The following is a 25,220-nucleotide window of genomic DNA, read 5'->3' on the forward strand; positions in this document are numbered from 1 at the left end:
GGAATTCCAATGGCAAAAGCAAAATTTGACAGATCCAAACCACACGTAAACATTGGTACTATCGGCCACGTTGACCATGGCAAGACCACGTTGACGGCAGCGATCACCAAGGTCCTTAACTTCAGCGGCGAGGCTGATTTCGTTGACTATGCGAATATTGATAAGGCTCCTGAAGAGAGAGAGCGCGGTATTACCATCAACACCGCTCACGTTGAGTATCAGACGGCTGCCCGTCACTATGCTCACGTTGACTGCCCGGGCCATGCCGACTATGTAAAGAACATGATCACCGGCGCTGCTCAGATGGACGGTGCTATCCTGGTTGTTTCCGCTGCTGACGGCCCAATGCCGCAGACCAGAGAGCACATCCTTCTGGCCCGTCAGGTCGGCGTACCTTATATTGTTGTATTCATGAACAAGGTTGACCAGGTTGACGACCCCGAGCTCCTTGACCTTGTCGAGATGGAAATCCGTGACCTTCTGAACGAGTACGAGTTCCCGGGCGACGACACACCGATCATCCGCGGCTCCGCTCTTACAGCTCTCGAGTCCAAATCTACGGATACGGATGCTCCGGAGTACAAATGCATTCATGAGCTGATGGACGCTGTCGACAGCTTTATCCCGACTCCTGAGCGTAAATCCGACCTTCCTTTCCTTATGCCTGTTGAAGACGTCTTCACCATTACCGGCCGTGGTACTGTTGCTACCGGCAGAGTTGAGCGTGGTATGGCTAAGGTCGGCGAAGAAGTTGAGATCATCGGTCTGACCGAAGAGCGCAGAAAGTCTGTTATCACAGGTCTGGAAATGTTCAAAAAGACCCTTGACTTCGCAGAGGCCGGCGATAATGTCGGTGTTCTTCTCCGTGGTATCCAGAGAACGGAAATTGAGCGCGGCCAGGTTCTTGCAAAGCCGGGAACCATTCATCCGCACACAAAGTTTCGCGGCCAGGTTTACGTCCTGACCAAGGATGAAGGCGGCCGTCATACTCCTTTCTTCAACAACTATCGTCCTCAGTTCTATTTCAGAACCACAGACGTCACAGGCGTTATCTCTCTTCCGGAAGGCACTGAGATGTGCATGCCCGGCGATAACGTCGAAATGGACGTTGAGCTGATCACTCCGATCGCTATTGAAGAGGGCCTCCGCTTCGCTATCCGTGAAGGCGGCCACACAGTTGGCTCCGGCGTTGTTATCAAGATCAACGCTCAGTAATCTGTAACTCTTGTTTGTTTAAGGCCTTGCCCGAAAGGGCGGGGCCTTTTTGTGTTATAAACGGGTGTGTTTGTGCGGGTAAAAAGTAGCTTTCTGCCGGCAGCCATGTTATAATGTAGAAAAATAAAACGTGAATTCAACAGAATATCGCATTTTTATTGAAGGAAAACATACTGAACTGCTTGGTGGGGAAGCGTTCTAATAACTTTTTAGGGGTTTTCATATGAAGAAGGATCAAAACAATCTATCCCGGGTCGTTTTCCGTGTGTGTCTGGCTGTGGTTCTGGCAGGCGCTTGTGTTGCCTCCATGGTCTTATTCCTGCAGAATCAGGGAAATGGAAAGGCTGGGCTGCCGTCCGGCGTATCCGCGCCGGTGCATGCGGCGGCTTCGTCGGAAGCGGAGTCAAAACCGGTTCAAAAGCCGGTTTCCGTTACGATTCTGGGCGTCGGCGACGACCTGATTCACGATGTGATCTATAAGCAGGCGCAGAGCCGGACGGGAGGGAAGGGCTTTGATTTTTCTCCGGTTTATACGCGCATAGCGGCGGATATCAAGAATGCGGACATCTCCGTCATCAATCAGGAAACACCGATTGCGGGAAAAATCGCGCCGCCGTCGGGTTATCCGCGCTTCAACTCACCTACGGAATTGGGGGACGAGCTGGTCAATCTGGGGTTTGACGTCATTAATCACGCCAACAACCATGTTTTGGACAAAAACGAAGCGGGCCTTGCCGCCACGCTGGACTACTGGGCGACCAAACCGTCCGTAAAGGTCGTGGGCGCCTACCGCGATGAGGAAGATTTGCAGAATATCCGGATCGTGGAATCGAAGGGAATCAAAACCGCCCATATTGGCATTACGGAAATGACAAACGGGCTTTATCTTCCCAAAAATTCCAAATACCGGCTGATTTACGCAAACGAAACCGAACTGATAGAAAAACTGATCAAAAAAGCAAAATCAATGGCGGACGTCGTGGTTATCTCCGTGCATTGGGGAAATGAGAATACCTACACACTTTCGGACAAGCAGAAAACGCTTGCGCAGAATATGGTCGATTGGGGAGCGGATATCATTTTTGGGAATCACCCCCATGTTTTGCAGAAGCTGACGGTCCTGACCCGGAAGGACGGGACGCAGTGCCCTGTCATTTTTGCGTTCGGCAACCTTGTTTCCGCCCAGCAGAGCGGGGACAATATGGTCGGCGGCATTCTGACCGTTACGATGACCAAGGATTTTACAACGAACAAAACGATCTTTACGGATATGAAATTCAAGCCGATCGTCACGCACTACGGCAAGGGATGCGCGGGTATTACGATCTATCCGCTTAGCCAGTACACGGACGCTCTGGCCGCCGCTCACGGGGTAAAGCGCTATACTCCGGCGTTCAGCCTGAAATACATCAACAATATTGTCAATCAGAGTATTCCAAAAGAATATCTGCAGAAAGATTGACACACAATTTTCACAGTGCTATAATAATATAAATTAAATAAAGTTGTCTTCGGGGCGGGGTGTAATTCCCCACCGGCGGTAAAGCGGCGCAAGCCGACGAGCCCGCGAGCGAAAGCTGATTTGGTTTGATTCCAAAGCCGACGGTATAGTCCGGATGGAAGAAGATTGCGCGTATTTGCGTATGCTTTCGTCCCGCAGTTTTTTACTGTGGGACTTTTTTTTTCGTTGGCAACTAAGAAAGGGAGTTTTTCAATGAGGAAGATGAAGTAACCCGCGTGTTCCCTGCATCCTTTTCACCCCGTTTTAGTGCCGAAGCGAAAATACTTATGAAGAAGATAGGAGAAATCATGAATACGATTACAAATGAAAAAAAGTCAGCGAAATTATTGGATACCAGAGGCATCGCGCAAATCGGAATTCTGTCCGCGATTGCCGCCGTCCTGATGGTCGTGGAAATACCGCTCTGGTTTGCGCCCAGCTTTTATAAAATCGATCTGAGCGAGCTTCCCGTTTTGATCGGCAGTTTTGCCATGGGCCCTTTTGCCGGCGTTGTCATTGAGCTGGTCAAGATATTGCTCTACCTTATCATTCACGGAAGCTCGACGGGCGGAGTCGGCGATATCGCGAACTTTATCATCGGCTGTTCGTTTGTCATTCCCAGCGCATTGATCTACAGACACCATAAGTCGAAGAAAAGCGCGCTGATCGGTATGGCGGTCGGTACGTTTACGCTGATTGTGGCGGGAAGCCTGCTGAACGCTTTTGTGCTGCTGCCGTTTTACGCCAAGGTGTTTAATATGCCGCTGGACGCGCTTGTCGCCATGGGCCACGCGGTCAATCCTTCCATCAACGATCTTACATCCTTTGTCATGCTTGCGGTAGCGCCGTTCAACCTGCTGAAGGGGGTGCTGGTCTCCGCTGTGACCATGCTGACCTATAAGCGTGTCAGCCCGATTCTGCACAACAGAATCGGCAGAAGATAATCCTTTATTGAAACCGTACAGTTTATCCCCAATCGGGGACATGCACTTTGCCTATTTTTGTTCTTTACGATCAATCTAATCTATGTTATAATTACATTGAAAATTAAATATGCCCTTATCAAGAGTGACGGAGGGAACAGGCCCTATGATGTCCGGCAACCTACAAAGCGTAAGGTGCCAATTCCTGCGGTAAAGCCGAAAGATGAGGTAATCATACACGCCGTTCGGATTTTCCGGACGGCATTTTCTTTTTATTTTTATTTTAGGAGGATTGCTCAATGGCAAGACATTTTTTTACATCGGAATCAGTAACGGAAGGTCATCCGGACAAACTCTGCGACCAGATTGCGGACGCCGTGCTGGATGAAATTATTGCACAGGACCCGGAAGCTCACGTTGCGTGTGAGGTGACGGCCACCACCGGCGTAATCCATGTCATGGGAGAGATTTCTACCGACTGCTATGTGGATATTGCGTCGATTGCACGGCAGGTAGTCAAGGACATCGGTTACGACGACCCCGCCTGCGGTTTTGACGGCAACACCTGCGGCGTGATCACCTCCATCGATATCCAGTCGCCCGATATCGCGATGGGTGTCAATCAGTCCTATGAGGCGAAGCAGGGCGCGACGGACGCAAACGATGTGACCGGCGCGGGCGACCAGGGCATGATGTTCGGATACGCCTGCGACGAAACGCCGGAGCTGATGCCGCTTGCCATCTCACTGGCGCACAGGCTGTCGAAGCGCCTGAGCCAGGTCAGAAAGGACGGTACCCTGTCCTATCTGCGGCCGGACGGCAAAACACAGGTAACCGTGGAGTACGACGGGGACGAACCGGTGCGCGTGGACACCGTTGTCGTTTCCACCCAGCATGACCCCGACGTCACTCTGGAGCGAATCAGAAAGGATATTATCGAGCGTGTGATAAAAGCGGTGATCCCAGAAAAATGGCTGGATGACAAGACAAAGTTCTTTGTCAACCCGACTGGCCGTTTTGTGATAGGCGGTCCGGTGGGCGACAGCGGACTGACCGGAAGAAAAATCATCGTTGACACTTACGGCGGCTACGGCAGGCACGGAGGCGGCGCTTTCTCAGGAAAGGATCCTACCAAAGTCGACCGTTCCGCGGCTTACGCGGCGCGCTACGCGGCAAAGAATGTTGTTGCGGCGGGCCTGGCGAAAAAGTGTGAAATTCAGATCGCCTATGCGATCGGCGTGGCAAGACCCGTTTCCATTATGGTGGATACGTTCGGCACTTCCCAATACAGCAACGACGAGCTCGCGGCGGCGGTGGAAAAGGTGTTTGACCTTCGTCCCACGGCGATTATTCATAACCTGAATCTTCGCCGTCCTATTTACCGCGCGATTTCCAATTACGGCCATATGGGCCGTGAGGACCTGAACGTTGCGTGGGAAAAGCGCGACAAGGTCGACGCTCTAAAAGCCGCATTGGCAAAATAAGCATAGCATTTGGTCGCCTCGGCACATAAACTGTGTTGAGGTGACTTTTTATGCTTGAGATCCTTGCAAAAATCGCTTTTGTTCTTCTGGCCATCATCGGCGCCGCTGAAATCGTCAGGAATATTATTTTCTGGATGCTCAGGCCCTCCCGTCCGGGCAAGCTTTATCTGGTCGTTTCCGTGGAAGGCCACGATGAAGGCGCCGAAATGCTGCTGGAAAGTGCGATCGAAAGACTGAAATGGATCCGCGGAGACGAAAAAATGCTGATTTGTCTTGACAAGGGAATGGATGAAGAAACAAACGTGGTATGCAGAATTATTTCCAACCGGAACCCCGGGGTAGAGGTCTGTACTCCCGAAGAACTGCCGGATATTCTATGTAATAAATTTGCAAATACATAGCTCATGTATTATACTGAATTTATGAATCATAAAATACGAGGGAGTTTCATGCGGGAAGATCAGATGCTGGAAATGGCCGGTTCGGTGGAACAGGTCATTTTTAAAAATGAGAAGAACGGATATGCGATTATAGAAATCAATAACGGGGAAGAATTGGTTACGGCCGTGGGCACGATGCCGCTGGTCGGCGCGGGCGAGGAAGTGCGCGTTGTGGGCGGCTGGATCAACAATCCGAACTACGGGACCCAGTTTAAGGTGGAGGGCTTTGAGCGCTCGAAGCCCTCCACTGCGGCCGCTATGCTGAAATATCTCTCGTCGGGCGCCGTCCGGGGCATCGGCCCGGCTACCGCCGGAAAAATTGTGGACATGTTCGGCATGAACGCGCTGCAGGTTCTGGAAGAGGAACCGGAACGCCTTTGCGCCATTAAGGGTATTACCCGGGCAAAGGCGAAAAAAATGGGTGACGAGTTCAAAAAGATACACGGCATCCGGGAAATCATGCTGTATTTGAGCAGCTTCGGCATTTCGCCCGACGAGGCCGTCAGAGTCTGGAAGCTCTATGGCCCGCAGGCCGCGGAGCGCGTGCAGGAGGACCCCTACTGCCTGTGCGAGGACGGGCTGGAAATCGGCTTTGAGCGTGCCGACGATATTGCCGCTTCGCTTGAGCGGCCGCAGGACGACGGCTGCAGGGTCCGCGCAGGCATTCTGCACGTTCTGAAGCACAATATCAGCAATGGCCACACCTGCCTGCCCGCGGACAAGCTTCTGACCGCCGCGCAGAAGATGCTCGGCATTGGGCCGGAGCAGGCTCTTGACACGCTGGAAGCCCTGAAGGCGGAAGCGTCTGTCTGCGCCGTCCTTTTTGATGGCCGGGAGTATATTTTTACCCCCAAGCTGTACCGGTCCGAGCTGTACTCCGCAGGAAGGCTGAACATGATGCTTCGCTTTCCGGCGCAGTCCATCCTTGGAATCGACAATTATATCTCAAATATTGAGGAAACGTTTCAGATTCAGTACGCCGACGGGCAAAAGCAGGCGATAAAAGAGGCTCTTTCCAAGGGAATGCTGATTCTGACGGGGGGACCGGGAACCGGAAAAACCACCACCCTCAACGCGATCATCAAGATTCTGGAGACGAAGGGGGAGAAGGTTCTGCTTGCCGCGCCGACCGGCAGAGCGGCCAAGCGGATGTCCGAGCTGACAGGACAGGACGCGAAAACGATCCACCGCCTGCTGCAGGTGGAATGGGATGAAAACGATCTGCCTGTCTTTTCCAAAAACGAGAAAAATCTTCTGGAATGCGACGCGCTGGTCATTGACGAGCTGTCCATGGTGGATGCCAATATTTTCGAGGCGGTTCTGCGCGCCCTGCCGCTCGGCTGCCGTCTCATCATGGTCGGCGACTGCGACCAGCTGCCCTGCGTCGGGCCGGGCAACGTGCTGGGCGATCTGATCGCCACCGGACTGCTGCCTGTTGTCCAGCTCAATCAGATTTTCCGCCAATCCATGCAAAGCCTGATTGTTATGAACGCGCACAGAATTGTAAAAGGACAGATGCCGGAGCTTTCCGTCAGAAACAGCGACTTTTTCTTTCTGCCGTACGGAAGCCCCGCGGAAATCAGTTCCACGATTGTTGATTTGTGTGCGGCCCGTCTGCCCGCAAGCTACGGATACTCGCCTTTGTCGGATATCCAGGTGCTGTCTCCTTCCAGAAAAGGGGAGTTAGGTACCGTGGAGCTCAACAAAAAGCTGCAGGCAGTGATCAATCCTCCGGAGAAAACGAAAAATGAAATCACCATTAACGGCACCCTGTTCCGGGAGGGCGACAAGGTGATGCAGATCAAAAACGACTATAACCTGGCCTGGGTGAAACCGGACGGGACAAGCGGGGAGGGCGTTTTTAACGGCGATCTCGGCATTCTGTGCGGCATTGACCGCCGGGCTTCCACCGTTACGGTGCAGATGGATGACCGCATGGTGCTTTACGAGCTGGAGACCGCGGCGGAGCTGGAGCTTGCCTATGCCATGACGGTACACAAGAGCCAGGGAAACGAATTCACTGCCGTTGTGATGCCCATGTTTCAGGGAGCGCCCCAGCTTTCCTACAGAAATTTGCTGTATACCGCGATTACGCGTGCAAAGTCCCTTTTGATTCTTGTCGGGTCGCAGAAAGCGATTCAGCACATGGTTGAAAACGATAAAAAAATGCGCCGGTACTCCGGACTCTACTATTTTCTGACCGGAGGCGCGCAGAATGAGTGCTAAGCTTTTTTCCGTGCTTCTGGATATGATTTTTCCGCCGAAGTGCATTTTCTGCCGCGGGATTGTTCCATCCGGGCAATCCATATGTGAAAAATGCGAAAAAGAAATTTTCCATACCTCCGGCGAAAAATGCATTTATCTGCCGGGTTCCGGTGAAACTATTTTATGTACCGCACCCTATTTATACAGCGGAAAAATCCGGGAATCCATTCTTGGGTTCAAATTTTACGGGCAAAAGGATTTTGCTGATTTTTATGCGGAGGGCATGTCCGCGCAAATCGGAAAAAGCTTTCCCAAAGCGCGGTTCGATTCCGTTACGTCCGTTCCCATCTCCGGGGAGCGCTATAAAGCGAGAGGCTATAATCAGTCGGAGCTTTTGGCAAGGGCGGTCGCAAAACGCCTCGGCCTGCCTTACCGGGAGTATTTGGTCAAAATCCGGAACAACCGGGAACAGCACAAGCTGAGCGAAAAGGAACGCCGCAGCAATGTCCGGGGTGTCTATCGGATAAAGGACGGGGAGCAGACATCGGGAAAAAACATCCTGCTGATAGACGATATTGTGACTACCGGCGCCACGCTGGGGGAGTGCGGCTGTGTTCTGCTTAGCGGCGGAGCAAAGAAGATAACGTGTGCTGCAGTGGCCCGCGCACTTTAAGTTGAAAAATTTCTGATTTTGTAATAATATAATAAAATGAATATAGATTGGATGTGATTACGTGCTGGGTACTGACATTGCGATAGATCTTGGTACATCAGCCGTCAAGATTTACCTTGACGGGAAAGGCATTATACTTAATGAACCGGCAGTTGTTGCCGTTAATGTGGAAACGGACGAAGTTGTGGCAATCGGCTCGGAAGCCTACAGGATGGTGGGACGTACCTCGGACAAGATTTCCGTTTCCCATCCGCTTTGCAACGGCGTCATTTCCAATTTTGATCTGGCGCAGTATCTGATCAGCAACTATTTGAAAAAAATCAGCGGGAGCAGGGTTTTTATGCCCCGCGTTGTCGTCAGCGTGCCGTGCCAGATTACAGAGGTTGAGAAACGCGCGGTAGTGGACGCGATCAGCGCGGCGGGCGTGCGCAAAATCTGTCTGATTGAGGAACCTGTGGCCGCGGCGCTCGGCGCCGGTGTGGATATCTCCACGCCGCACGGCACCCTGATCGTCGATATCGGCGGAGGCACGACGGATATGGCGGTGCTTTCCCTGAGCGGCATCGCGATCTCGCGTTCCATTAAGGTCGCCGGGAATGCCTTTGACGAAGCAATCATCAAGTATATCCGAAGAAAATACAATTTAATTATCGGTCAGCGGATGGCTGAGGAAGCAAAAACCGCGATTGGCTGCGTGTATCCCAGAAAGGATCTGTGCAGTCACAGAATTAAGGGCAGAAATGCAATGACCGGGCTGCCGCAGTGGGCGGATATCTCCTGCGACGAAATGCTGGAAGCCCTGATTGAACCGGCGATGCAGATTGTCCGGACCATTCAGGAGATGCTGGAAAAAACGCCGCCGGAGCTGATGGGGGACGTTTATTCGGACGGCATTATTCTGACGGGCGGGTCGGCCCAGCTTTACGGAGTCGATACGCTGATTTCCAAAAAGGCGAAAATGCCGGTGAAGCTTGCCGAGGATTCCCAGATCTGCGTTGCGCTGGGAGCGGGCAAGGCCATTCAGTTTATTGACGACATACAAAATAAGGGCTACGGCGTACTGAATCCGTTGAGCGCCGCTTATTAATTAAATAGAAATGATTTCAAAAACAAAGCATTGTTGTGAGTTTTGAACCGCATCCCGTCAAGAGGACAATGAAAAACTATAAAAATTTTCTGGACAGTGGCGTAAGCTGCTGTCCACTTTTTATGCAGCAAGATAACGTTCGTATTTCTCCATCGGTGTGAGGACACCCAGATTACGTTGAACACGCCGGGTATTGTAATAGCGGATATAATCCTCAATCATCTGGATAAGAGCCTGTTTGCTGGTGAACCGTTTGCCGTAATAGCGTTCACGCTTCAGAATGCCCCAGAAGCCTTCCATTGGACCGTTGTCAATGCAGTGTGCCACGCGGGACATGCTTTGTGTCATACCGGCTTTGTCAATTTTGTGATGAAAAGTACGGTTCGTGTACTGGTATCCCCGGTCACTGTGAAACAGGGGATGTGCGTCCGGATTTTTCCCGACAGCTTTGTCAAAGGTCTTGAATACGAGAGGATTGTCATTACGCTCACTAATTACGAAAGCTACGATGCGCCTGTCATAGAGATCTAAAACAGCACTGAGGTAAACCTTGTGTACTTCAAGACCTTCGTACCACTTAAATTCAGTAACGTCGGTGAGCCACTTCTCATTCGGCTGAGAGGCGAAAAACTGGCGGTCAAGAAGGTTTTCGGCAAGATACTGCGGATTCTTTGCCTGCCTTGTGCAACCGTGGTTGTTGTACTTGATGGTGGATTTTATGTTCTTTGCCCGACAGATGCGAAGTACCCTCTTGTCATTGATGTGGATATCGTGGTCGTGTCGCAAATCATCGTTGATACGGCGGTAGCCTTTGTCTGGGCTTTCCATATGGATTTTCTCGATCTTTTCCGCAAGCCACTCGTTTTCGGCAATCCTGCGGCTTTGGTTCCCCGACGCCCATTTATTGTAGGCGGAACGGGCGACATGAAGTAGCTTACAGGCAGTCTCGATGGGATATCCCGCTTCCGCACGGCATTCTTTTATGGATGTGTAAATATGGCCTTGCCTTACTTGCGAGAGGCATCCCTCCTCTCCACCTCGTCCAATTTTTTTAGCAGGGCATTCTCCATTTCCGCCAGATACAGCTTGTGTTTAAGTTGTTCGATCTCAATTTGTGCCTGCTCCAACTCTGTGCGTGGTGCCTGATCTTTTTTTCGCTGCCCACGCCTATCCTGCAGACCAGCTTCACCCATTTTCTCAAAGTTCAGCGTCCAGGTGCGTGCCTGCTGGTAGCTTACATTATATTTAAGCGCCATCTCGCCGTAATTTTTACCGGATGCAATACAATCTTTCACGATTCGAATACGTTCATCTGGCGTTGTGCTGCGTGCTTTTCTCATGTAGCTTCCTCCTCCGGAATGCTTGACGGAGTTGAATTCTCCATGATTATTATACTTCTTTATCCAACATCGAAGTTGTTTTCTTGACCGGATTTTGTATTTCTCGCATATGGCGTGCTGACTACATCCGCCTGATAAATATTCCAGCACCGCTTGCTTTTTGAGCTCTTGGCTGTAGACGTGATTCTTTTTTCCTGACGCAAAGCCCAGAACTCCCTCTTGGCGATAAATCCGTGCCCAATCTGTTATGACATCAGGTGCGACTTCCGCCCGTTTCGCGGCTTCTTCCCTTGAGATATTTCCAGTTATATATTCCCGGGTGATTCTTACCTTTTTCGCAATTGCTATTTTTGACTTACTTGACATCAAAATGCTCCCTTCATGATCAACAGTGTTTTTCTTTTTCACTGTCTCTCATAAAGGGAGCATATCATTTTTACAACAATGCTTTTTTCATATCCCGCTTGCTTCATTTTGCAAAAAAGATGTCGATATATAACATTAATCATCAGGGCGCGGCTATAACCCTGATGCGGCGCGGTTGAGAGGAGAGAAAAAAATGAAAAAGATCAAATTACCCAAAGTCAAAATTCCAAAACTGAATTTCAATAAAATTCGGTTTCGAAAGATTCATCTGAAAGCCGACAAAAATAAGCTGGTATTCAAAATCCCGCTCCGGATTATTTCTGCCGTTGCCGTTATGATGGTGGCGCTGTGTGTGTTCCTGAACATCTACCTGTCTGCGTCACAGGAAAAAACGGTCGTGAACAATATCAATAATCTGGCTGAAAACAACGCCTATATGGCGTCCTCCTATCTGAACAACATGCAGACCCTGTCAAAAGCGTTGGCACTCGAAGTTTATCGCTACAAGGAGCTGGACTCCTATACGCGCGATCAGTTTATCAAAAAGGATCTGTCCGCATATCTGGACGACTCGCGCATCTTTTCGGCCTATGTGGCGTTTGAACCGAACGCCATGTTTGAACAGACCGCGGACGGCCGGTCCTATTACGCCTATAAATTCGGCACCGAAAAGAAGCTGGATACGTTAAGCGATTACAGTACCTACAAGGACGGGGAATATTATGCGGTCAGCAAACAGACGAAAAAGCCGCATATTTCGGAGCCGTATTCCTATCAGCTGAGTTCCGGGGAAACGGTCTGGCTGATTACCATCAGCAATCCGATTCTGGACGAGGACAACAATTTTCTGGGAGTGGCTAACACCGATATCCTGACGGATACCATCAATCATCTCAGTTACGATTTGGGCGGATATTCCACCTCCTGCAATTATATTCTTTCCGCCGGTTCGAACTATGTTTCCAATACGGCCGATCAGACAAAGGCGGGGACCAAATACGACGGCAAGACAGGCAGTCAGGAGTTCAGGGTTACCCAGCCGCTGAAAATTGAGGGAATCGACGAAAACTGGACCAGCACGTTTGTTGTCCAGAAGTCGGAAGCCCTGAGGGAAATCAGCGTCCTGATCGTTCTCGTCGGAATTGTCGGCCTCATAGGGATCGCCGCCATCGGATCCGTCGTATTTTATCAGATCAGACGGTCGCTTTCTCCGATTGACAGTATTGTCGCGCTGTCGACGGATATGGGAAACGGAAAGCTCCATTCCGATATTGAGGTACATACGAGGGACGAACTCGGCGAACTGGCGGCTATTTTCAAAGATACTTCCGGAAAGCTGAGCAGTTACATAGAGGAAATATCCGACGTGCTTGTCAATATGTCCAACGGAAACCTGCGTCTGAAAGTTGAGCAGGACTATGTCGGGGATTTTGCCCCTATTAAAAAGGCGCTTCTGGAAATCATTGATTCTCTGAATAAGGTGTTCGGGGAAATTGAAGTGGCGGCCCAGCAGGTAGCCAGCGGGGCGGGCGAAATCGCCAACGGGGCGCAGGCGCTTTCCAGCGGGGCGACCGAACAGGCGGGCTCTTTGGAAGAGCTGTCGGCCTCCATCAATGAAGTATCGCGGCAGGTCAAACAGAATGCGGAGAACGCGGGCAACGCCAAACAGCTTGCGCAGGACGCGGAACGGCAGCTGGATATTGGCAAACAGACAATCGGGGAGATGACCGGGGCGATCGACCGCATTCGGGTATCGTCCGACGAAATTACAAAGATCATTAAAACCATTGACGATATCGCTTTCCAGACCAATATTCTGGCGCTGAACGCCGCGGTGGAAGCGGCCAGGGCGGGTGCGGCCGGCAGGGGCTTTGCCGTGGTGGCCGACGAAGTCAGAAACCTCGCCAGCAAGAGCGCGGAGGCGGCGAAGCATACCACCACGCTGATTGAGGATTCCGTCAGGGCTGTGGACAACGGAACCAAAATCGCCGATAGAACGGCGGACCTGCTCAATCAGATCGTTCAGAAATCCACGGAAGTCAATCATCTGGTCACGCAGATCGCCGCCGCTTCAAGCGAGCAGGCCAATTTCATTGAACAGATCGATGTGGGTGTTTCGCAGATTTCAGCGGTGGTCCAGAACAATTCGGCAACTGCGGAGGAAAGCGCCGCCGCCGCGGAAGAACTGTCCGCTCAGGCCGGTCTGCTCCGCGACAGGGTCGCGCGGTTTGAACTGAAAAAATAACCGGCATTGTATGAAAACAGCCGCCGCTGCAGTACTGCAGCGGCGGCTGTCATTATCGGTAAAAATTTATTTGCTCATCATATAGTTGATAAACATCAGTTCATCTTCCGGATTTTCTACGTTCAGTTCGGCTGAAACCGTCGAATTTTTCGCGCTTTCCAAAAGCGCCCGCACACCGTACAGCTGGCAGAGCTTGCTCTTCAGATTCAGGGTGTTTCCGTCCTCGGTAATCAGGTAGACATTCCCTTTTGCTTTGTCCAAGAGTTCAATCAGTTTTACCACATCAATGTCGTACAGCTTCATATTCTTAACCTCCTAAATAATGGGATTTCCTTCTGAGCAAATTATAGCATGTGCCTTTGACAAATACAATAACCCGCCGATGGATCTTTTCTTTACTGTCTTAAATAAGAGTATCAAAGAAAAGAATCCTTTTCTTTATATAATGATATTACCATACATTATGCACAATTGCAAGTGAATGAATTTGTGCAAAAATTAGTTTTGAAAATAAAATTGGAAAAAATTTCAGCCATTTTTTTCCTTTGAATGTGGAATCTATAAAATTTACATATCGTTCATTAAATTATGGTGTCAGATATAGTAAAATAATATACGAATACTTTAAAATATGCTATGATTATAAGGATGATTCTGTGTTTGGTTATGTAAGACCGCAAAAATCGGAGCTGCTTGTCCGTGAGTATGAACAGTACAAGGGGGTATACTGTTCCCTGTGCCGTCAGCTGGGCAAAAGCTACGGAATGGTGTCGCGTCTTACTTTAAGCTATGACTGCACTTTCTATGCACTGATGCTGCTTGCGTTTCGTCCGGAGTGTCCCGGCTTTCAAAGCGGACGCTGCGTTGTCAATCCGTTAAAAAAATGCACCTTCTGCAGTTCCGGGGAACCGGAATTCGTCTCTGCTTCAGCCCTTTCCGTCATTATGACTTACTATAAAATCAGGGACGATATTGCGGATTCCCGCTTCTGGGGAAAGTTTCGCGCTTATGCCCTGCTGCTTCTCGCTACGCGGGCGCACAGAAAAGCTGCCGCCGATTTTCCCCGGCTGGACGCGATTATTTCGGCTTCCATGGAAGAACAGAATGCCGCGGAGCAGTCGCCCGACCCGTGCCTTGATTCCTGCGCGGAGCCGACGGCAAAGATGCTGCAGCAGGTTTTTGAGGCTTCTGCCGGGGAGGACGGGGAACCGGATTCTCCCAAAGTACGGATTTTGCGGCAGTTTGGTTATTTTTTAGGCCGCTGGGTATATATTATTGACGCTGCGGACGATATGGAAAAGGATCTGAAAACAGCGTCGTTCAACCCGTTTATTATCCAATGCGGCTTAAATGATGCCAGCAGTCCGGAGGAACTGGAAAAGGCGAAAAGCTATGCAAATGAGGTTCTGAACCTGACGCTTTCCCAACTGACGGCCGCTTTGAATATTTTGGATTTGGATCATTTTGGCGAGATCATTCAGAACGTTGTTTTGAAGGGCTTGCCGGAAATACAAAAAGAATTACTATTTAAGAAGGAGAAAGTGCATGTCAGATCCTTATAAGGTATTGGGAGTATCTCCAAACGCGACAGACGACGAGATAAAAGCCGCTTACCGCGAACTTGCCAAAAAATATCACCCCGATAATTATTCCGGAAGTCCGATCGCCGACCTTGCCGGTGAAAAGATGAAAGAAATTAACGAGGCTTACGATACGGTTGTCGCACAAAGAAAACAGCAGAAAAACGGCGGCTACGCCGGGTATACGGCGCCAAATACGGGCTATACCGGCCAGAGCTACGGGAATTCCTATTCCTCCGGCTTCAATGACGTGCGGAATCTGATTATGCTGGGCCGCATTGCGGACGCGGAACAGATTCTCAACGGCGTTCCGTCGGAGAGCAGGAATGCCGAATGGTATTTCTTAAAGGGGACCGTGCTGTACAAAAGGGGCTGGCTGGAAGAGGCCTACAATAATTTTGCCAGGGCCTGCCAGATGGACCCCTACAACGGCGAGTACCGCGCCGCTATGAATCAGGTTACCAATCAGCGCAACGGCGTGTATGGAGGGTACAACCCCAATGTGCCGCGCACCGGCAGCTGCAGCGGGTGCGATATCTGCTCTTCCTTGATTTGTACCGACTGTTGCTGCGAATGTATGGGCGGAGATTTGATCCCCTGCTGCTGATTTTGTTCGGGGAGGAATCGACTTGAGCAGAACGATTCGTCTGGCCTTTTGCGGAGTCATAACGGCGCTTTGCACCGTGACGATGTTTTTGACCGGACTGATTTCCATCGGAACCTATGCCTTGCCCGCGTTTGCAGGCATTTTACTCATCGTGGTCGTCGTCGAGCTGGGTGTGGGCTGGGCGTGGCCTGTCTATCTTGCGTCGTCGGTTCTTTCTCTTCTGCTTGCGGGGGATAAAGAGGCCGCCATGCTGTTCATCGTTTTTTTCGGCTATTACCCGATTCTGAAAGCGCAGATTGAAGGGCTGCACCGCCGTGTTTTGTCTTATTTCCTGAAATTTGGAGTCTTTAATGCCGCGATGATCCTGGGATTTTTTCTCAGCATCCGGGTGCTCGGCGTACCGGAAGACAGCTTTACCGTTTTCGGGATTTATCTTCCGTGGGTCTTTCTGGTTGCCGGCAATTTTGTGTTCGCCGTGTATGACTACGCGATTTCCTCCCTCGTTGCCCTGTATTTTCAGAGATTCCACCGGTTTGTCGGCAAATGGCTGAAATAAGAGATGGTTATGCTAATACTACCCCTGTAAAGGGGGATTTTTTTTGCGAAGGGCAGAAAAATGAATCGCGGGGAATTACTTCCTGCAAAAACATAGAAAGGCACTTGATTTTTATTCCGTTTCGAATTAATATGAGTAACAGGAGTTGGTAGAATGAATAATTTGTTAGCCGTCAGAATAAAAAACAGGATGGGCGACTTTTCAAAAGGGCAAAAGCTGATTGCAAAATATATTGAGGAACACTACGACAAGGTGGCGTTTATGACCGCTTCCAAGCTGGGCGCAACCGTCGGGGTCAGCGAGTCGACGGTCGTCCGTTTCGCGACGGAAATAGGGTACACCGGGTACCCGGAGCTTCAGCAGGCCATGCAGGAGATGATCCGAAACAAGCTTACCTCCGTCCAGAGAATGGAAGTAACGGCGAGCCGCATCGGCAACAACGATATCCTTGATTCCGTTTTCAATCAGGACATCGATATTATCCGCAGGACCATGGAGGAAACGCCGCACGAGGACTTCTACCGTTCGGTGGACGCCATTGTCAAGGCGCGCAAAATTTACATTTTAGGTGCGAGAAGCTCTTTAGCTCTGGCCACCTTTTTATCCTATTACTTCAATCTGATTTTTGAAAACGTCCTTCTGGTGCAGTCTACCAGCGAAGGTGAGATTTTTGAGCAGATGATCCGCGTGGACGAGCGGGATGTTGTGATCGGCATCAGCTTCCCCCGGTACTCCAGAAAGGCGGTCAAAGCGCTGAACTTTGCCCACAACCGGGGTGCTACGGTCGTTGCCATTACGGACAGCGCGCTGTCCCCTCTGGCAATGGAGGCGGACAACCTTCTGCTTGCCCGCAGCGATATCGCATCCATTGTGGATTCGCTGGTGGCGCCGCTCAGCCTGATCAACGCGCTGATTGTTACGACCACGCTGAAGAAGTCGGAAGAGGTTTCTCAGGTGTTTAAGCGTCTGGAAGATATTTGGGATGAATACGGAGTGTATGAAAAGGTAGATGATAAATCCATTGAACCGGCCTTATGACGCGCTGATTATCGGCGGCGGAGCCGCAGGCCTGATGGCCGCCGGGACTGCTGCGGGCAACGGGCTGCGCGTCTGCCTGGTCGAAAAAAACACCCGCTCCGGCCGGAAGCTGATGATTACGGGGAAGGGCAGATGCAATATCACCAACAACTGCGACGTGCAGACCTTCATCGCTTCCGTTCCGTCAAACGGACGGTTCCTTTATAGCGCCGCCAACCGGTTTTCCCCGCAGGACACCATCCGCTTTTTCGAGGAGCTGGGACTTCCGGTCAAAACGGAGCGAGGAAACCGGGTGTTCCCGCAGTCGGACAAAGCGGCCGACGTAGTCGATAAGCTGGTCGATTTTGTGAGGGACAGTAGGGCGGACGTCATAACCGGCGAGGTAAAACGGCTGATTTTAAAAGACCATGTAGTTTTCGGCGTGGAATTGCAGAACGGTTCCCAAATTCCGGCCGATTCCGTTGTGGTCTGCTGCGGCGGCGCTTCCTATCCCGGGACCGGTTCCACCGGCGACGGCTACCGCCTTGCCAGACAGGCCGGGCATACGGTGACCCGGCTGCGTCCTTCTCTGGTTCCGCTGACCGCTTACGGCGAAGAGTGCCGCAGGATGATGGGGCTCTCTTTGAAAAATGTCGCCATAAAGGTGTGGGATACGGTAAAGAAAAAAAATATCTACGAAGACTTCGGAGAAATGCTCTTTACGCATTTCGGCGTTTCCGGCCCCATGATTCTGAGCGCGAGCGCCCATATGGGGGAGATGTCGCCGGGGCGCTACCGTGTTTCGATCGATTTGAAGCCGGCGCTTTCTCCGGAGCAGCTTGACGCCCGGATTCAGCGCGATTTTGAATTGAACCATAACAAGGACTTTTCAAATTCGCTGTCGGCTCTGCTGCCCAGTAAAATGATTCCCATCGTCGTAGAAAAATCCGGGATTCCCGCTGAAACAAAATGCAACCAGATCACCAAAGAAATGCGCAGGGCTTTTGCGGGCCTGCTGAAATCCTTTGAAATTTCCATTTCTGGTTTCCGGCCGATCGAGGAAGCCATTGTCACTTCCGGCGGAGTGAAAACCTCGGAAATCAATCCCAAAACCATGGAATCAAAGCTGGTCAGGGGACTTTATTTTGCCGGGGAAGTGCTCGATGTGGATGCATACACAGGAGGCTTCAATCTGCAGATCGCTTTTTGCACCGGCCGCCTTGCGGCAAATTCACTGAACAGGCAGGAGGAAAACGAATGACTGCAGTTGCCATTGACGGGCCTGCCGGAGCGGGCAAAAGCACGATCGCCCGCCGTGCGGCCAGGGAAATCGGCTTTATTTACGTAGATACCGGCGCGCTTTACCGTGCCGTCGGGCTTTATATGCTGCAACAGGGAGTGGACACGTCGGACGCCCGTGCCGTGACTCCGCTGCTTCGGCAGGTCCATCTTACGCTGACCTTTCAAAACGGGGAGCAGAAGGTGATCCTTTGCGGAGAAGACGTTTCCAGCGCGATCCGCACCGCGGAGGTTTCCATGGCGGCGTCCAACGTTTCGGCGATTCCCGCCGTCAGGGATTTCTTATTTTCCCTGCAAAAGGATATCGCAAAGAACAATGATGTGGTTATGGACGGCCGCGATATCGGAACGGTCGTGCTGCCGGACGCGCAGGTCAAAATTTTTCTGACTGCTTCTCCGGAGGAACGGGCCCGAAGAAGATACGAGCAAATGATAAAAAAGGGTGAGCATGCGGATTATGACGACGTGCTGAGCGATCTGAAAACGCGGGACTACAACGATTCGCACCGTACCGTCGCGCCCCTTGTCCCCGCTGCAGCCGCCGTGATCGTGGACACTACGGGCAATACGCTGGAGCAGTCGGTGAAACAGCTGGTTGCAATTATTAAAGAAAATCTGCAATATAATAAATGAAACTGGTGAGACTATGAAACGTACGCCGCTTTATAATTTTGGCAAGATTTTTGTTCAGGGCTTTCTGAAATATTTTATTCCCTATCGGGTGAATAACAGGGAAAATATGCCGGAATACGGCAGGGTGATTGTGTGCTGCAACCATCTCAGCCTGTCGGATCCGGTTCGGCTGGCTTTTACGCAGCAGCGTCAGATCTTTTTCATGTCCAAAGCGGAATTGTTTGAAAACAAAGCGTTGGGGCTGCTGCTTTCTTCACTCGGCGCTTTCCCCGTACAAAGGGGAAAAAGCAATAAAACAGCGATCAACCGTGCGGGAGAGCTGCTTGAAAACGAGCAGGCGCTGGGTGTCTTTATTGAGGGTACGCGCTCCAAAACGGGGGAGTTTCTTCAGCCGAAGGCGGGCGCGGTGATGCTTGCCCATAAATACAACGCCCCGATTCTGCCGTGCTGCATTACTGCAAAGGACGGCGGGGTGCCGAAAATGTTCCACAAATGCATGGTGTCGTACGGGAAGCTGATCCAGCCGGACGAACTCGGCATTGAAAACGGCTCCGGCAGCGAGTATCGCAGTGCTTCCCGTTTTGTGATGGAGAAAATAGCCGAGCTTCGCGAGCGGGACCTGGACACTTTTCTGGCCGCAAGGGTCTAAAAGAATGCTGTATTTTTTCTGTCTTCGTCTGGCTGCCCCTCTGGCCCGGCTCATTTACCGGGTACAGTACAGGGGAGTCGAGAATATTCCCGGCAGCGGAAAGCTGATTGTCTGCAGCAATCACAAATCGGTGATCGACCCGCTTTTTCTTGCGGCGCCTTTCAGGCGGCAGGTCCGTTATATGGCGAAGTCCGAACTCTTTGAAAATCACGGAAGGCTGGTCTGCTGGTGGCTGTACCGCATGGGTGCGTTCCCGGTTGTAAGGGAAAGCGCCGACGCGCAGTCCATGAAGACCGCTCTGCATATCCTGTATGACGGCGGGATTCTGGGGATTTTCCCGCAGGGGAAATGCGTCTTTGACAACGCGCCGTTCCGTCCGAAAGCCGGGGTGGCCATGCTTGCCTATAAAGCACAGGCGCCTGTATTGCCGGTATCCATTTACTGCGACGGCGTCATCAGGCCGTTTCGCCGGGTGACCGTCCGTTTCGGGGAGCCGATTCCTTTTGAGGAACTGGGACTGAAGGACCATTCGTCCGTTTCCCTCCGCGCGGCGGCGGGAATGATCGCGGAAAAAATCAACAACATGCTGGAGGAAAAACATTGAAAATCATCGTCGCCCGTTCCGCTGGCTTCTGTTTCGGCGTGAACAGGGCAGTGGAAATGGTCAATGGGCTTTTGGACCAGGGGAAGAAGGTCTGCACGCTGGGCCCGATTATTCACAATCCGCAGACTTTGGAGCAGCTTGCCTCGCGCGGTGTGACAATCGTGGATTCGCCCGATCAGGCACCTCCGGATTCGACCATGGTCATCCGCTCCCACGGAGTGCCGAAGGCGGTTTATGACAGCCTGCTTGAGAAAAAAGCCGATTTTGTGAACGCAACCTGTCCTTTCGTCGCAAAAATACACCATATTGTTTCAAAAGTTTCCGCTGAGGGAAAAACGGTGCTGATTGCCGGCGATGCCCATCATCCGGAAGTAGAGGGTATCCGGGGGCACTGCACAGGAAAATGTTATGTTTTCAAAAATGCCGCGGAGCTGCAAAATATTTTGGAACGTTTTCCGGTTGCACAGGAAGATTCTCCCTGTGTGGTTGCTCAGACGACTTTCAGCGTCTCTGAATGGGAAAATTGTTTGGAAATGCTAAAAAGGGTATATACAAATGCAACAATTTTTGATACAATATGTAATGCGACTGCTAAGCGTCAATCGGAAGCGGAGTTTCTGTCCAGACAGTGCGACGCAATGATTGTGATCGGCGGCAGGGAAAGTTCCAATACAGCAAAACTTCGTGATGTGTGCATGAAAAACTGCACCACTTATCTGATAGAAACAGCGGACGAGCTGCCGCTGTCCGTTCTAAAAGAATCCGAATGTATTGGCATTACTGCCGGTGCTTCAACGCCGGCAAGCATTATAAAGGAGGTACTTGATACCATGTCAGAAATCAATGAGGGTGCTGGTCAAAATTTAATGGAGAATAATGCCGAGGGAAACTTCGAGGAAATGCTCGAGGAATCCCTAAAGAATTTAAATACAGATGAAAAGGTACACGGTGTAGTTGTCGGCATTACTCCCAGCGAAGTTTATGTCGACGTAGGCAGAAAGCAGGCCGGCTTTATTCCTGCTGCGGAGCTTTCCGCCGATCCCAACGTACGGCCCGAGGACCTTGTTAAGGTAGGCGATGAGATGGATCTTCTCATCATGCGTACCAACGATCAGGAAGGCACCATCATGCTTTCCAAGAAGCGCCTGGATGCCGCGAAGGGCTGGGAAGCCGTTACCGCAGCTGAGGAAAGCGAAGCTGTTCTGACCGGCGTTGTCACCGAAGTCATCAAGGGCGGCGTCATCGCTGTCACAAACGGCGTACGCGTGTTTATCCCCGCTTCTCAGGCTACCGCTTCCCGCGGCGATCCGCTGGAGGACCTGCTGAAGAAAGAAGTCAAATTCCGCATTATCGAAGTAAACCGCGGCCGCAGACGCGCTGTCGGCTCCATCCGTTCCGTACTGAAGGACGAGAGAAAAGCACAGGCGGAGAAGTTCTGGGAAACCGCGGAGGAAGGCAAGGAATATACCGGTGTTGTCAAGTCTCTGACCGCTTACGGCGCGTTTGTCGATCTGGGCGGCATCGACGGCATGATCCATATTTCCGAGCTCTCCTGGGGCAGGATCAAGCACCCTTCCGAGGTCGTCAATGTCGGCGATACGGTTCAGGTTTATATCAAGGGACTCGATCAGGAAAAGGGTAAGATTTCCCTTGGCTACAAGCGTGCGGAGGACAATCCGTGGGAAATCCTCAAGCGTGATTATCCTGTGGGCACAGTCTGCGATGTTACGATTGTCGGCATGACCGCTTTCGGCGCTTTCGCAAGAATTATTCCTGGTATCGACGGTTTGATACATATCTCTCAAATCGCCGATCACAGAATCGAAAAGCCGCAGGATGTTTTGAAGGTCAACGACGTTGTAAAAGCCAAAATCACCGAGATCGATTTTGACAAAAAGCGTGTCAGCCTTTCGATCAGAGCTTTGCTCGAACCTGTTGAGCAGGCTGTCGAAGAGGTACCTGCCGAATAATTTTCGATCGTAAACGGCGCAAAGGAACTCAGGTTTCTTTGCGCTTTTTTGCTGTCCTTTCACATTTTGATTCCTTCCGAGTATTATGAAGGTATGAGACTTGGGAGGTGTTGCTATGAGAAGGTGGCACAGGTTCGGATATGGTAACCGTATACATACGCGAATTTACTGGAAATCGCTGATTGTCATAATTCTTTGTCTGGGGTTTATAATATTAATTGATTCCCATTTTCGTCCCATCATCAAATCGATTACGACCAATCAGGCCCGCATTCAATCCATCGACACCATTAACAACGCCGTAACCGAAGAGCTGGCCCAAAACGGGGTGACCTATCAGGATCTGGTATCGGTGGAACGGGACAGTAGGGGCAAAATATTGGCGATTACAACGCAGATGGTAAAGATGAATGAACTGAAATCTGCCATTATCTCCAATGTACAGAAGGAAATCGGAGACGACGGCCATATGGATGTAGGCGTTCCTTTGGGAACGCTTACAGGCAGTGATCTGCTTCATGGCTGGGGCCCGAAGGTGCCGCTCAGGCTGACGCTTTCCGGAAACGTGAACGCGGACTTCAAAAGCACCTTTGAGTCCGCCGGAATCAACCAGACGAAGCATCAGATCATTCTGAATGTGCACACCAGTGTGTATTCTTTTCTGCCGGGTTTTGATACCACTACGGAAGTGGACACCAATGTCCCCGTTGCGGAAACAATCATTGTAGGCGATGTACCGCAGGTAGTTGCAAACATAAATTAATCTGCTATTATTAGTAGCGAGAGGGTTGATTTTCATGGATGTTAAAGAAGCGAAAAAGCAGCTGAAAGAACTGAGGAAGCAAATCGAATATCATAATAAAAAGTACTATACGGAAGACGCGCCGGAAATCGACGACTATGAGTACGATATGATGTACCGCCGTCTGCAGCAGCTTGAAGAACAGTTTCCGGAGCTGGTCACTCCCGATTCTCCCACGCAGAAGGTTGGCGCGGAGGTCCTGAATAAATTTCAGCCCGTCGTGCACACCGTTCCCATGGAAAGCCTGCACGATTCCTTTTCCGAGCAGGAGCTGATTGATTTTGACCGCAGGGTGCGTGCTGCCGTGGACCGCCCGGTCTACATTGTTGAGCCGAAATTTGACGGTCTTTCCGTTTCGCTGGAGTACCGTGACGGCCAGTTTGTCAGGGGTTCCACCCGTGGAGACGGCACGGTTGGAGAGGATGTAACGGATAATCTCAGAACCATCCGCACCGTACCGAAACAGCTGACCCGGCCGCTGCCGTTTCTGGAAGTGCGCGGTGAGGTATATATGTCGCATGAGAGCTTTTTCCGCCTTTCCGAGCGTCAGGAGCTGAACGATGAAAAGCCCTTTAAAAATCCGCGCAATGCCGCGGCGGGTTCCCTCCGGCAGAAGGATTCCAGGGTTACCGCTTCCCGCACCCTGGACATTTTTGTGTTCAATGTGCAGCAGCTGGTCGGAGAGGAGCTTCACAACCATGATGATGCCCTGAACTTTTTAAAGGAGTTGGGATTTGCCGTACCGCCTTTTTTTACCTCCTGTTCCACGGTGGAGGAGGTCATAGCCGAGGTCAACCGGATCGGGGAGCTGCGCGGCTCGCTGGACTATTCCATCGACGGCGCCGTCATCAAGGTCAATTCCTTTGTTCAGCGCGATGTTTTGGGGAGCACCTCAAAATTTCCCAAATGGGCGGAAGCGTTCAAGTATCCGCCGGAAGAGAAGGAAACCAGGCTGCTCAGTATTGAAATCAATGTCGGGCGTACCGGCGTCCTGACCCCGACGGGCGTTTTTGAGCCGGTCACGCTGGCGGGAACGACGGTAAGCCGCGCCACGCTTCACAATGAAGACTTTATCCATGAAAAAGATATCCGTATCGGTGATACCGTCATCCTGAGAAAAGCCGGGGAAATCATTCCGGAAGTCGTTTCCGTTGTATCTCATATGCAGGATTCCGAACCGTATGTCATGCCCGGGGTATGTCCGTCCTGCGGGGTCAGGGTGGCGCGCGAGGAGGGTGAGGCGGCTACGCGCTGCACCAATCCCGAGTGTCCGGCGCAGCTTTTGCGCCACATGATCCATTTTTCCAGCCGCGATGCCATGGACATTGAAGGACTTGGCCCGGCGGTGCTTGAACAGCTGATTCAGCAGGGACTGCTTTCCTCTCCTGCGGATTTATATACTCTGCGTCACGACCAGATCGTGTCATTGGAACGCAAGGGTGAAAAATCATCTCAGAATCTGATCGACGCAATTGAGAGGTCGAAGGAAAACGACCTTTACCGGCTGGTCTATGCATTCGGAATTCCCCATATCGGCCTGAAGGCCGCCAAACTGCTTTCCTCCTGTTTTCGGAATATGGACGCGATCTTCCATGCTACGGCGGAAGAAATCGCCGCGATCGACGGCTTTGGCGGGGTAATGGCGGACAGTGTCGTTCAGTTTTTCGCACTGGACAATACGGCGCATCTGATCGGCCGGCTGCGCGACGCGGGGGTCAATATGCTCTGTAAAACAGTGGTGGACGACAACCGCTTTTACGGCAAGACCTTTGTGCTGACGGGAACGCTCCCGACCCTGACCCGGACGCAGGCGGGCGCCATCATAGAAAAGATGGGCGGGAAGGTGTCCGGCAGCGTTTCTAAAAAGACCGATTATGTATTGGCGGGAGAAGACGCCGGCAGCAAGCTGACAAAGGCGCAGCAGCTAAGAATAACGGTCATTTCCGAAGAGGAATTCAATGAGATGATTCAATAGTGACTTTTTATAGAATGCTTTAAAATCCGCGGAGCACGTTTTGTGTTCC

23 protein-coding genes and 2 riboswitches are annotated in these 25,220 nt (G+C 51.3%); of the genes, 20 read left to right on the top strand and 3 right to left on the bottom strand.

Going from position 1 to position 25,220, the window contains the following annotated elements; all coding sequences use genetic code 11:
* Window positions 1-9: 9 nt before the first annotated feature.
* The 8 genes from tuf to VXK30_RS07930 all read left to right on the top strand — a co-directional run bounded on the left by tuf (window position 10) and on the right by VXK30_RS07930 (window position 9,528).
* Window positions 10-1,215, top strand: coding sequence for an elongation factor Tu (gene tuf, locus VXK30_RS07895; protein WP_275717783.1), 1,206 nt, complete (start codon window positions 10-12; stop codon window positions 1,213-1,215).
* 223 nt (window positions 1,216-1,438) lie between these two features.
* Window positions 1,439-2,677 carry a CapA family protein gene (locus VXK30_RS07900; RefSeq protein WP_275717784.1) on the top strand — a complete coding sequence of 413 codons (1,239 nt, stop codon included), beginning with the start codon at window positions 1,439-1,441 and terminating at the stop codon, window positions 2,675-2,677.
* 41 nt (window positions 2,678-2,718) lie between these two features.
* Window positions 2,719-2,847: riboswitch (FMN riboswitch) on the top strand.
* A 177-nt stretch (window positions 2,848-3,024) separates the two neighbouring features.
* Window positions 3,025-3,660 (top strand): ECF transporter S component, encoded by a 636-nt coding sequence (locus VXK30_RS07905; RefSeq protein WP_275717785.1) that lies wholly within the window; start codon window positions 3,025-3,027, stop codon window positions 3,658-3,660.
* A 112-nt stretch (window positions 3,661-3,772) separates the two neighbouring features.
* A riboswitch (SAM riboswitch) is annotated at window positions 3,773-3,869 on the top strand.
* Window positions 3,870-3,938: 69 nt separating this feature from the next.
* The gene (gene metK, locus VXK30_RS07910; RefSeq protein WP_275717786.1) at window positions 3,939-5,123 is read left to right on the top strand and encodes a methionine adenosyltransferase; all 1,185 of its coding nucleotides are present in this window, start codon (window positions 3,939-3,941) and stop codon (window positions 5,121-5,123) included.
* Window positions 5,124-5,173: 50 nt separating this feature from the next.
* Window positions 5,174-5,524 (top strand): hypothetical protein, encoded by a 351-nt coding sequence (locus VXK30_RS07915; RefSeq protein ID WP_275717787.1) that lies wholly within the window; start codon window positions 5,174-5,176, stop codon window positions 5,522-5,524.
* Between the two features lie 48 nt (window positions 5,525-5,572).
* On the top strand, window positions 5,573-7,789 hold the full coding sequence (gene recD2, locus VXK30_RS07920; RefSeq protein ID WP_275717788.1) for an SF1B family DNA helicase RecD2: 2,217 nt from the start codon (window positions 5,573-5,575) through the stop codon (window positions 7,787-7,789).
* Window positions 7,779-8,441, top strand: coding sequence for a ComF family protein (locus VXK30_RS07925; protein WP_275717789.1), 663 nt, complete (start codon window positions 7,779-7,781; stop codon window positions 8,439-8,441). Before recD2 ends, VXK30_RS07925 begins: the two co-directional genes overlap by 11 nt.
* 61 nt (window positions 8,442-8,502) lie before the next feature.
* Window positions 8,503-9,528 (top strand): rod shape-determining protein, encoded by a 1,026-nt coding sequence (locus VXK30_RS07930; protein ID WP_275717790.1) that lies wholly within the window; start codon window positions 8,503-8,505, stop codon window positions 9,526-9,528.
* A 120-nt stretch (window positions 9,529-9,648) separates the two neighbouring features.
* Here VXK30_RS07930 and VXK30_RS07935 read toward each other — a convergent pair whose 3' ends face one another.
* Both VXK30_RS07935 and VXK30_RS07940 read right to left on the bottom strand, forming a co-directional pair.
* Window positions 9,649-10,575, bottom strand: coding sequence for an IS3 family transposase (locus VXK30_RS07935; protein WP_329494549.1), 927 nt, complete (start codon window positions 10,573-10,575; stop codon window positions 9,649-9,651).
* On the bottom strand, window positions 10,536-11,276 hold the full coding sequence (locus VXK30_RS07940) for a transposase (RefSeq protein ID WP_275718016.1): 741 nt from the start codon (window positions 11,274-11,276) through the stop codon (window positions 10,536-10,538). The genes VXK30_RS07935 and VXK30_RS07940 overlap by 40 nt, the downstream gene beginning before the upstream one ends.
* 151 nt (window positions 11,277-11,427) lie before the next feature.
* Here VXK30_RS07940 and VXK30_RS07945 point away from each other — a divergent pair, with 151 nt between their 5' ends.
* Window positions 11,428-13,479 carry a methyl-accepting chemotaxis protein gene (locus VXK30_RS07945; protein ID WP_275717792.1) on the top strand — a complete coding sequence of 684 codons (2,052 nt, stop codon included), beginning with the start codon at window positions 11,428-11,430 and terminating at the stop codon, window positions 13,477-13,479.
* A 66-nt stretch (window positions 13,480-13,545) separates the two neighbouring features.
* On the opposite strand, the gene VXK30_RS07950 is transcribed toward VXK30_RS07945, so the two are convergent.
* A complete protein-coding gene (locus VXK30_RS07950; protein WP_141825118.1) occupies window positions 13,546-13,782 on the bottom strand; it encodes a hypothetical protein in 237 nt (78 codons plus the stop codon).
* Between the two features lie 353 nt (window positions 13,783-14,135).
* Here VXK30_RS07950 and VXK30_RS07955 point away from each other — a divergent pair, with 353 nt between their 5' ends.
* The 11 genes from VXK30_RS07955 to ligA all read left to right on the top strand — a co-directional run bounded on the left by VXK30_RS07955 (window position 14,136) and on the right by ligA (window position 25,171).
* Window positions 14,136-15,041 carry a DUF5685 family protein gene (locus tag VXK30_RS07955; protein ID WP_275717793.1) on the top strand — a complete coding sequence of 302 codons (906 nt, stop codon included), beginning with the start codon at window positions 14,136-14,138 and terminating at the stop codon, window positions 15,039-15,041.
* Complete coding sequence (locus tag VXK30_RS07960; protein ID WP_275717794.1) at window positions 15,025-15,666, top strand: J domain-containing protein; 642 nt, start codon at window positions 15,025-15,027, stop codon at window positions 15,664-15,666. The genes VXK30_RS07955 and VXK30_RS07960 overlap by 17 nt, the downstream gene beginning before the upstream one ends.
* A gap of 22 nt (window positions 15,667-15,688) precedes the next feature.
* On the top strand, window positions 15,689-16,222 hold the full coding sequence (locus tag VXK30_RS07965; protein ID WP_275717795.1) for a hypothetical protein: 534 nt from the start codon (window positions 15,689-15,691) through the stop codon (window positions 16,220-16,222).
* A gap of 153 nt (window positions 16,223-16,375) precedes the next feature.
* Window positions 16,376-17,260, top strand: coding sequence for a MurR/RpiR family transcriptional regulator (locus VXK30_RS07970; protein WP_275717796.1), 885 nt, complete (start codon window positions 16,376-16,378; stop codon window positions 17,258-17,260).
* Window positions 17,232-18,500: an NAD(P)/FAD-dependent oxidoreductase gene (locus tag VXK30_RS07975; RefSeq protein ID WP_275717797.1), complete on the top strand. Its 1,269-nt coding sequence runs from the start codon at window positions 17,232-17,234 to the stop codon at window positions 18,498-18,500. The genes VXK30_RS07970 and VXK30_RS07975 overlap by 29 nt, the downstream gene beginning before the upstream one ends.
* Window positions 18,497-19,171 carry a (d)CMP kinase gene (gene cmk, locus VXK30_RS07980; protein WP_275717798.1) on the top strand — a complete coding sequence of 225 codons (675 nt, stop codon included), beginning with the start codon at window positions 18,497-18,499 and terminating at the stop codon, window positions 19,169-19,171. Before VXK30_RS07975 ends, cmk begins: the two co-directional genes overlap by 4 nt.
* Before the next feature lie 13 nt (window positions 19,172-19,184).
* On the top strand, window positions 19,185-19,820 hold the full coding sequence (locus VXK30_RS07985) for a lysophospholipid acyltransferase family protein (protein ID WP_275717799.1): 636 nt from the start codon (window positions 19,185-19,187) through the stop codon (window positions 19,818-19,820).
* Window positions 19,821-19,824: 4 nt separating this feature from the next.
* Window positions 19,825-20,424 (top strand): lysophospholipid acyltransferase family protein, encoded by a 600-nt coding sequence (locus tag VXK30_RS07990; protein WP_275717800.1) that lies wholly within the window; start codon window positions 19,825-19,827, stop codon window positions 20,422-20,424.
* Entirely contained in the window at window positions 20,421-22,394 is a 1,974-nt protein-coding gene (locus VXK30_RS07995) for a bifunctional 4-hydroxy-3-methylbut-2-enyl diphosphate reductase/30S ribosomal protein S1 (protein ID WP_275717801.1), read from the top strand. The genes VXK30_RS07990 and VXK30_RS07995 overlap by 4 nt, the downstream gene beginning before the upstream one ends.
* A gap of 115 nt (window positions 22,395-22,509) precedes the next feature.
* The gene (yunB, locus tag VXK30_RS08000; protein ID WP_275717802.1) at window positions 22,510-23,157 is read left to right on the top strand and encodes a sporulation protein YunB; all 648 of its coding nucleotides are present in this window, start codon (window positions 22,510-22,512) and stop codon (window positions 23,155-23,157) included.
* Window positions 23,158-23,191: 34 nt separating this feature from the next.
* Window positions 23,192-25,171, top strand: coding sequence for an NAD-dependent DNA ligase LigA (gene ligA / locus VXK30_RS08005; protein WP_275717803.1), 1,980 nt, complete (start codon window positions 23,192-23,194; stop codon window positions 25,169-25,171).
* The last annotated feature ends 49 nt before the right edge of the window (window positions 25,172-25,220 follow it).

The organism is Caproiciproducens sp. CPB-2, from assembly GCF_036287215.1.
Taxonomy (GTDB): Bacteria; Bacillota; Clostridia; order Oscillospirales; family Acutalibacteraceae; genus Caproiciproducens.